Below are 10,060 nucleotides of genomic sequence, written 5' to 3'. Positions count from 1 at the left end.
GTCCAATTTATTTCATCCATTACAATCCGGGTTATTCGGAGAAAAACACCAAATATCCGTTGTACACCAGAAGCAAAAGAAAAACTTTTATTGAAGCCTGTAATGAATTGTTATTAAATAAGTTAATGACCCAACAATGGAATGAAGAAGCGGATAGAAAAGACCCATTAATTACTTTACAGAAACAGTATAAAGCCTTCAGCTACTATCATTTACCTGATGGAAGGGTGGTGGGTTTATGGAAAAATGCCTTAACGGCAATCAGCAATGATAACGGTAAAAGTTGGCCTGAAAACGCGTCGCGTGCACCAGGTTTTGTAAACAGCAATGCCAAAATATGGGGTCAAAAAACTGCTGATGGTAACTACGCGACGGTTTATAATCCATCAGAGTACCGGTGGCCCTTAGCCATTTCGACCAGTAAAAACGGACTCGATTATACCAATCTTTTATTGGTAAATGGAGAAATTACGCCAATGCGTTACGGAGGGAATTACAAATCGTACGGTCCGCAGTATGTTCGTGGTATTGAAGAAGGGAACGGAAAACCTGCCGATGGGAAATTATGGGTAACCTACAGCATGAATAAAGAAGATATCTGGGTTTCTTCGGTTCCGGTGCCCGTTAATGATAAAGCTACGCAACATGTAAATGACGATTTTAGTAAAATGCCGACTGATAAGGCACTCGAAATGTGGAATATCTATAGTCCGCTTTGGGCACCTGTAAAGGTTGATAATGGAACTTTGGTATTGAAAGATAAAGATCCGTTCGATTATGCAAAAGCCGAAAGATTGTTTCCTGCATCCAGAAAAATTATTGCTTCGTTTTCGGTTACCCCAAAGCAAAGTGACTTTGGCCTGCTGGAAATTGAATTGCAGGATGCAAAAGGAGCTGCTACAGTTCGGTTAACTTTTGATACTGCAGGGACCTTAAGTGCAAAAGCTGGTGCACGGTATAAAAACTTCATAAAATATGAAGCAGGGAAAAGTTATGATATCAAACTAAAATTAGATGCGTTTACCCGATTTTACACCATTACTGTCAATGGAAAAGATGCATTAACCAGTTTGGCCTTTCAGCCTGTTGCTGATGTTTCCAGAATTGTTTTCCGCACCGGCAATGTTCGCCGTTTTCCAGATGTAGATACCCCGGCTGATCAAACTTACGATCTGAAAAATGCAGGAGAATCAGAGAAAAAGGAAGCTGTTTATTCGATTAAATACTTAAAAACGGAGGGATTTTGAGACAGTTGGCAGTTTTCAGTTTGAAGTTTTCAGTTTTTCCCTCATTGCGTTCCAGAGCGTTCGTTATTCCGATGGCCTCATCGTCATTGCGAGAAGGAATGACGGCACTAATAATTCTCTTTTCCCTTTTCTCCTTCTCCGCCAATGCAAAAATCCTTTTGCCTCAAATCTTATCGAGCAATATGGTTTTACAACGGGACAAACCCATCAATATCTGGGGTTTTGCATCTCCGGATGAGAAAGTTGAAGTCGCTTTTGCCGGACAAAAAAAACAAACAATAACCGATAAAGATGGAAATTGGCTTATTGTTTTAGCTCCACTCAAAACATCTTCAAAGCCCCAAACGATGTCTATTAATGGCTCAAATAAAATCGAACTTACCAATATCCTGGTAGGCGAGGTTTGGGTATGTTCAGGTCAATCTAATATGGAATATGCGATGCGCAAACTGGCCAAAATTCCGAAACCAAAAAATGAAAAGTTGGGTTTTCCTTCTGACGAGGTTGCAAAAGCACACAATAATCAGATTAGGATTTTTCTGGTTAACCGCAAAACTTTGATCAAACCCGATTCGATCCATAAAAGCTGGTCTGTAGCCCAAGATTCGGCACTACATGCTTTCTCTGCTGTGGGTTATTTCTTCGCGAAAGAAATTCAGGAAAAATTGGGTATTCCCGTAGGCATGATCTCTTCGGCCATTCCAGGTAGCGCCATTGAACCGTGGATTTCAGAAAATGCATTTGCAGAAGAGGATTATTTCAGAAATCAAAAAGTGGGTAACGATCCGGGTAAATTTTATCCGACCATGATCGAACCTTTAACGCAATTTAAAATCCGCGGCTTTCTTTGGTATCAGGGCGAAACCAATTGTTTTCTGAATGAGAAAATCAGCTATGCTTATAAAATGAAAGTATTGATCAATAGCTGGAGGAAAGCCTGGAAAGAAAATGATCTGCCCTTTTATTATGTTCAGATTGCACCTTTCAATTATGCTAAAACAAAAGGCAAAGTACCTGTTGATGAAAATACAGAACCCGAATTTTGGGAAGCACAGACTCAGCTGTTGAGATTACCGAATACAGGTCTGGTTTCTACCAATGATTTAACCGATTCGAACGAAGATCTGCATCCAACCTATAAATGGGTAGTGGGCAGAAGATTGGCGCTTTGGGCTTTAGCAAAAACTTACAATCAAAAAAATGATTTTTCAGGTCCGGTTTATAAAAGTGTATCATTTAAAGATGGAAAAGCTTTGCTTGACTTTGATTATTTAAAATCGAACTCGTCAGATTCAATTACAGGGTTTACTATTGCCGGAAATGACGGAAAGTTTATCAATGCCGGGGCTTTTGTTAAAGACGGGAAAGTTATTGTTTCAGCAAAAGAAATTGCAGCGCCTGTGGCTGTGCGTTACAACTGGACAGAAAATCCATCAGGAAATTTTTCTAGTAATGCTTTACCTGCATTACCTTTCAGAACCGATAATCCATTAATCAAATCATTTAAAACCAATTAATGAAACGCAAATTTATACTTTTCTTGTGTTTAATAACCATGTTTTGCTCCCTAAGAGCACAGCAAACGGGGAAATTATACCTGTCGGGAACTGGAAACGACAATACCGTTAACTGGGATTTTTTCTGTACAGCCGGTGCAAATTCGGGCAAATGGACTACTATTCCAGTCCCATCAAATTGGGAATTGCAAGGTTTTGGGAAATATAATTACGGTTTCAACAAAGAAGAAAATAAAGGCAAAGAACAAGGGCTTTATAAATATACTTTTAAGGTTCCTGCAGATTGGAAAAACCGAAAAATCAATATTGTTTTCGAGGGATCGATGACAGATACCGAGGTTAAAATCAATGGTAAATCTGCCGGAGAAACACATCAGGGTTCGTTTTATGTGTTTAGATACGATATTTCTAAATTGGTAAAACTTGGTAGCGATAATTTACTTGAGGTAAAAGTATCCAAATACTCGGCTAATCAATCGGTTAATGAAGCCGAACGTAAAGCAGATTTCTGGATTTTTGGAGGGATTTTCAGACCAGTTTACCTGGAAGCTTTACCAGAATCCCATATCAATAGTGTTAAAATTAATGCGACTGCAAATGGTAGATTTGAGGCTATCGTTAATGCATCAGGTTATTATAACAGAATTGAAACTAAACTTACTGATGAAAATGGAAAGGTTTTCGGATTTATCCCAGACCGGATTGTAATGTACGATGATAATAAAAATCATTATATCGGCTATACACTTCCAAAACCAAAATTATGGTCTACAGAATTCCCTAACCTTTATACAGTAACTTTTACTTTATATGATGGCGGTAAACCTGTTCATCTAATTACAAAAAAAATCGGTTTCAGAACGGTAGAAGTAAAAGAACGTGATGGCGTATATGTAAATGGGGTGAAAATGAAGTTTAAAGGCGTAAACCGTCACTCTTTTTATCCATCATCGGGCCGTACTACGAATAAAAAAATCAGCATAGCCGATGTACTGTTAATGAAAGAAATGAACATGAATGCCGTTCGGATGTCGCATTATCCACCAGACGGGCACTTCTTAGACGTTTGTGATTCGCTAGGCTTATTTGTAATGGACGAATTGGCTGGCTGGCATGGTACTTATGATACGCCTACGGGAACAAAATTGATGAAAGAAATGATGCTGAATGATGAAAATCATCCATCAATTATATTTTGGGCAAATGGAAATGAAGGCGGTCATAACCGCGAACTTGATCATCTTTTTGCTGAAGAAGATATACAAAAACGTCCTTTAATCCACCCTTGGGAAGTTTTTGGAGGTTTCGAAACCACTCATTACCGCGAATTTAATTATGGAATCGGCAATTACGATCACGGACACAATATTCTAATGCCAACTGAATTTCTTCATGGCATGTGGGATGGCGGTCACGGTGCAGGCATCGAAGATTACTGGAATGCGATGTGGAATAATCCACTTTCTGCAGGTGGTTTCCTTTGGGATTTTGCCGATCAGGCGGTAGTGCGTACTGATAAAAACGGCGAATTAGATACAGATGGAAATCATGGCCCTGACGGGATCGTTGGACCTTATCACGAAAAAGAAGGTAGTTTCTTCACCATTAAAGAAGTATGGAGCCCTGTTTTTGTTGAGAAAAGAGAAATGACAGCTGGTTTTGATGGTTCGTTTACACTAGAAAACCGTTATGCATTTACCAATCTCAATCAATGTACTTTTAATTGGAAATTGAAGAAATTAAAAGCAGGAACGGATGCAGCATTCAAATCAGGTAAAGCAGACGTTCCAAACATTAAACCCTTTGAAAAAGGAAAATTAAAGATCAGTCTTCCAGGCGACTGGAGGAGCTTTGATGCACTTTACCTTACTGCAAATGCACCTGATGGCAAGGAATTATTCACCTGGAGTTTCCCGATAATAATGCCTAAAGATGATGCAGAGAAAATTGTTGTAAAAACAGCTTCTGGAAAGGTAAATTTTAAAGAAGATGCGAAAGTTTATCAGGTATCTGCTAATGGCATAAATTTAACTTTCGATAAAATAACTGGTTTACTGCAACAGGTACAGAATACGAAAGGTGTAATTCCGTTTTCAAATGGCCCCATTTTGCAAGAGGGTGTAAACAATTTTAAAGGTTTCACTCAAAAAATGGATGGTGAAAATTTAGTGATTTCATCCAAATTTGATAAAAAAGAAAGTTGGAATACTTTACAATGGACAATTTACCCATCAGGCTGGTTAAAAATGGAAGTGGAATATTTTCCATCAGATTACTTTACCACCTTCGTAGGACTGAACTTTTCTTATCCTGAATCAGAAATTAAAGCAGTTGAATATAAAGGAAACGGACCATACCGCGTTTGGAAAAACCGAATGAAAGGTACTCAGTTTGGTATCTGGAAAAAAGATTATAATGACTCAGCAACTGGTGAAGCACCTTGGCAATATCCTGAATTTAAAGGTTATTATTCGAATATGTATTGGTGTGAATTTACTGGCAAACAACAATCTTTCAAGGTAGTAACCGATCAGGAAGATATTTTCTTAAGGTTATTCACGCCCAAAAAATCGAAAGATACAGAATATGATAACATGAGTCCGACATTTCCGAATGGTGATATTTCATTTATGAATTCCATTTCGGCAATTGGTACAAAAACACAAAAGCCAGAAACAACCGGACCAATGGGAATGAAGAACATTTATTACGATTTTGATAAAGCCCCAAGCAGGGCACTAAATATGACCTTGTATTTTGATTTTTCAACCAATACATCGTCATTGCGAGGAGGCACGACGAAGCAATCTCAGTAGAGGAATTATAGAAAACAATAACCTTGGCAAAAAAGATTGTTTCAGCTCGCGCAAGTCCAGCTTCGCAATGACGAATTGATCTTTAAAGAAAATAGAATGAATATTAAAATCTACATAGCGATCATCAGCATTTGGTTCCTATCCTTTTCAAAAGTGATGGCACAGGTCTCGCTGCAGAACACCACCTGCGAAATGCTCGAGAATCCTTTGGGTATTGATGTTTTGAAACCTCGATTGGCATGGCATATCATCTCAAATGAAAGAAATGTAATGCAAACGGCTTACCAGGTTTTGGTGTCTTCTTCGCCTGAGAAATTAAATGCTAATGAGGGTGATTTATGGGATTCAGGAAAGATTAACTCACCAGAATCCATTCACATAACTTACAACGGAAAAGGGCTTAAAAGCCGCATGAAAGCCTATTGGAAAGTCAAAGTGTGGACTAATGTTGGTCAAAGCGAATGGTCGGCTAACAACTATTTTTCTATGGGCTTGCTGTACTACAAAGATTGGCCAAAAGGCTGGATCGGTTTTGACAGGGCATTCGCATGGGACAATATCAAAACCGATTCTCGTTTATCAGCCAGGTATTTCAGAAAAGAGTTTCAGAGTACGAAAGAAATCAAATCCGCTACGGCATCTATTGTGGGCTTGGGTTTATACGAGTTGTTTATCAACGGAAAAAAAGTTGGAAATGATGTTTTATCTCCATCACCTACAGATTACACCAAAAACGTAAAGTATAATACTTATGATGTAACCAGTTACCTTCAGCATGGTAAAAATGCAGTTGGCACGGTACTCGGAAATGGCCGTTTCTTTGCGATGCGCCAAAATGAAAAACCTTATAAAATTAAAACGTTTGGTTTTCCGAAAATGCTGATGAACATCAACATCGTTTACACCGATGGAACAACAGCAAATATTGATACCGACGATAACTGGAAAGGCATAACGGATGGGCCAATCAGAACCAATAACGAATATGATGGCGAAGAATACGATGCAACAAAAGAAGCAGCAGGCTGGAATAAGGTAGGTTTTGACGATAGCAAGTGGGCAAAAGCGGAATTTGTACAAGAACCAACAGGAACCATTGAAGCCCAGATGAATGAAAACATGAAAGTGATGAATACATTGAGGCCCGTTTCAATTACTAAACTTTCTGGTGGCCGGTATATTTTGGATATGGGTCAAAACATGGTGGGCTGGTTGCAAATCAAGGTAAAAGGCGCAAGGGGCAAACAAATCAAAATGCGTTTTGCAGAGTCGTTACAAGATAATGGAGAACTTTTTACGGCTAATCTTCGTAATGCGAAATGTACTGATTTATACACTTTAAAAGGAGGAGAATTAGAAACCTGGGAGCCTACTTTTGCTTACCGTGGATTTAGATACGTAGAGCTTTCAGGATATACTTACCAACCATCAGTGAATGATTTTCTTGGCAAAATGATCTACGATAACATTAAAACGGTCGGAACGTTCGAAACTTCAGATGCTTTAACCAATCAGCTCTTCAAAAATGCCTGGTGGGGTATTGCCGGAAGTTACAAGGGGATTCCGGTTGATTGCCCTCAACGCAACGAGCGGATGCCTTGGCTTGGCGATAGGGGCGCTGTGGCTTACGGAGAAAGTTTTCTTTTTGATAACGGACGCTTTTATACCAAATGGTTGCAGGACATCAGAAATTCACAGAAAGAGGATGGCGCCATTCCTGATGTTGCACCTGCTTTCTGGAGGTATTACAGCGATAATATGACCTGGCCAGGAGCAATGCTTTTGGTGACCGAAATGCTTTACAAACAAACCGGCGATGTTTCTGCCGTTCAGGATAATTACCCCGCAATGAAAAAGTGGTTGTCTTACATGCAAGACCGCTACATGAAAGATTATATTTTAACTAAAGATAGTTATGGTGATTGGTGTATGCCTCCCATTACCATCGAATTTGGCCGTGGTAAAAGTGCGGATAAAAAGTATCCTTCTGAATTGATTTCGACAGCATATTATTATCATTTCACACAGTTGATGATACAATTCGCTAAAGTAAGTGGCAATGATGAAGATGTAAAAGCATATGAGCTTTTGGGGAATAAAATCAAGGAAGCTTTCAACCAGAAATACTATAACGATAAAGGTTATTATGCTGCTAATGCATTAACTGATAACATCATTCCACTTTATTTTGGAATGGTTCCACAGAACAAAATAGATCAGGTTTTTAAGAATATCTCCTACACGGTTGAAGTAACCAATAAAGGCCATTTAAGCAATGGTTTAGTGGGTATTCAGTGGTTAATGCGCTGTTTAAACGATTATGGCCGACCAGATTTAGCTTATACTGTGGCTACGCAGAAATCTTATCCCAGCTGGGGTTACATGGTTGATAATGGTGCCACAACGATATGGGAATTGTGGAATGGCAATACTGCTGACCCGAAAATGAATTCGCAGAACCATGTGATGATGCTCGGCGATCTGCTTATCTGGTATTATGAGAATCTTGCTGGTATAAAATCTGAAGAGGCTGCTTTTAAAAAGATCATCATGAAACCTGAAATGATTAATGGTTTAAACTCGGTAAATGCCAGTTACAATTCGGTTTATGGACTAATCAAAAGCAGTTATAGCAAAACGGCTAATCAATTTAACTGGAACATTACCATCCCAGCAAATACAACGGCGTTGGTTTACATTCCTGCAAATAATAAAAATGAAGTTTCAGAAAAAATTAAGTCAATAAAGGATTTAAAATTTGTAAAAATGGAGCATAATAGAGCCATTTATGAAATTGGTTCGGGTGATTATGCTTTTGTAGTGGAGCGGAAATAAAATCATGGTCCGTGGTGACACGAGCCATGGCGAGAAAGGATTACTGTATGTAACCTCGGTTTGTGTCTTCACGAACCGAAACAATAATTAAAATAAAATTATGAGAAAGTTTTTTAAACCATTTATGTTACTCACCTTACTGATCACCTCAGTAAATGCATTCAGTCAAACCAAAGATATTGTTGTAACAGAAGAAATCCTGACAAAGGCAAAAGAATGGACTTCTGCATTAAATTTAAGCGACGCAGCAAAAAAATCTGCAGTCGAAAATGTAATTGCGGTTCATTTATCGACCATTAGGGATTGGCATAACGATCATCCATCATCAACCGTTCCTGATGGAATAAACCCGGTTACGGGCAATAAACTAAGTGATTTGGACAAACAGATCATTGCTGATTCTGCTATGCCATCAACGGTTCATCAATCGCTTATGGATGGATTGAAAAAGAATTTAACACCAGAGCAGGTAGAAACCATTTTAGACAAATACACCATCGGAAAGGTTGAATTCACGATGAAAGGTTACAAAGCAATTGTTCCTGATTTAACTGCTGACGAGGAAGCGAAGATTTTAGCTTTTTTAAAACAAGCGAGGGAACAGGCTATCGATTATAAAAACATGAAACAGATTTCGGCCATTTTCGAAATTTATAAAACGAAATCAGAGCAGATGCTGAATAATAACGGTCGCAGCTGGAGAGCGCTTTACAGTGCTTACACTAAAAAAATAAAGGAAGAGAACGCAGCTAGGGCGAAACAATAATTGTTTCCTTACCCATACCGTCATTCCCGCGCAGGCGGGAACCACGTAGTGCTCAGCGAAGCTAAGCTTAAAGCAAAACAAATGCGTAGCGAATGCATTAGGATTCCCAGTCGAGCTGGGAATGACGTGGCGTAAATAGCAGGATGATTAACAAAAATATGATGTTAAAAAGAAAAATATACTTCACAATAGGACTTGTTTTCGCGGTAGCAATTACTGCTCAGGCCCAGGTAGAAAAATGGCAAACCGGAATCGTAAAACAAGAATTTCTTTACGATAAAGCTCCATTCCCATCCTGCCACTCCGCAACAATAGCAGAAACACCAACGGGTTTAGTCGCTTCATTTTTTGGAGGAACCAAAGAACGAAATCCAGACGTAGAAATCTACATCAGTCGTTTTGTGGATGGCAAATGGCTGGCACCGGTTTCGGTTGCTAATGGCATCCAATCTGGTGGTAAAAGATTACCCACCTGGAATCCGGTTTTATATCAGGTTCCTGGTGGAGATTTACTGTTGTTTTATAAAATCGGGCCAAAACCATCAGAATGGTGGGGCATGATGAGAACCTCAAAAGATGGCGGCAAAACCTGGTCAGATGCTACAAAATTACCAGATGGTTATATCGGCCCTGTAAAAAATAAACCTGTTTTGTTAAGTAATGGAAACCTTTTTGCACCATCAAGCAAAGAAGGCGATGGTTGGAAAATCCACTTCGAGGTAACCAAGGATAACGGTAAAACCTGGAGAACCGTAGGGCCATTACCTGAAAATGGAATTAAAGCCATTCAACCGAGCATTTTACAACATGGCAATGGAAAATTGCAGATTTTAGCCAGAACCGCAAATCGTGCCATTGTAGAATCCTGGTCTGAAGATA

Annotated in this window: 6 protein-coding genes; all 6 read left to right on the top strand. The window is 39.0% G+C overall.

Translation table 11 applies throughout. The features are described 5' to 3' along the window. Nucleotides 1–1,247: sialidase/neuraminidase family protein (locus ASU31_RS27810; RefSeq protein WP_057935265.1), on the top strand; the 1,247-nt coding region annotated here is incomplete at its 5' end. A 98-nt stretch (nucleotides 1,248–1,345) separates the two neighbouring features. Then, nucleotides 1,346–2,764 (top strand): sialate O-acetylesterase, encoded by a 1,419-nt coding sequence (locus ASU31_RS26595; protein WP_245224622.1) that lies wholly within the window; start codon nucleotides 1,346–1,348, stop codon nucleotides 2,762–2,764. Continuing rightward, complete coding sequence (locus tag ASU31_RS26590) at nucleotides 2,764–5,580, top strand: glycoside hydrolase family 2 protein (RefSeq protein ID WP_057935263.1); 2,817 nt, start codon at nucleotides 2,764–2,766, stop codon at nucleotides 5,578–5,580. Before ASU31_RS26595 ends, ASU31_RS26590 begins: the two co-directional genes overlap by 1 nt. A gap of 96 nt (nucleotides 5,581–5,676) precedes the next feature. Further along, entirely contained in the window at nucleotides 5,677–8,415 is a 2,739-nt protein-coding gene (locus tag ASU31_RS26585; protein WP_057935262.1) for an alpha-L-rhamnosidase, read from the top strand. Nucleotides 8,416–8,515: 100 nt separating this feature from the next. Further along, entirely contained in the window at nucleotides 8,516–9,181 is a 666-nt protein-coding gene (locus ASU31_RS26580) for a DUF3826 domain-containing protein (RefSeq protein WP_083505556.1), read from the top strand. 158 nt (nucleotides 9,182–9,339) lie between these two features. After that, a partial coding sequence (locus ASU31_RS26575) for a sialidase family protein (protein WP_245224621.1) occupies nucleotides 9,340–10,060 on the top strand: 721 nt, incomplete at its 3' end.

The organism is Pedobacter ginsenosidimutans (assembly GCF_001442625.1).
GTDB lineage: Bacteria > Bacteroidota > Bacteroidia > Sphingobacteriales > Sphingobacteriaceae > Pedobacter > Pedobacter ginsenosidimutans.
The sequence above is the reverse complement of the archived record's forward strand: the minus strand, read 5'-3'. Positions and strand labels throughout refer to the sequence as shown.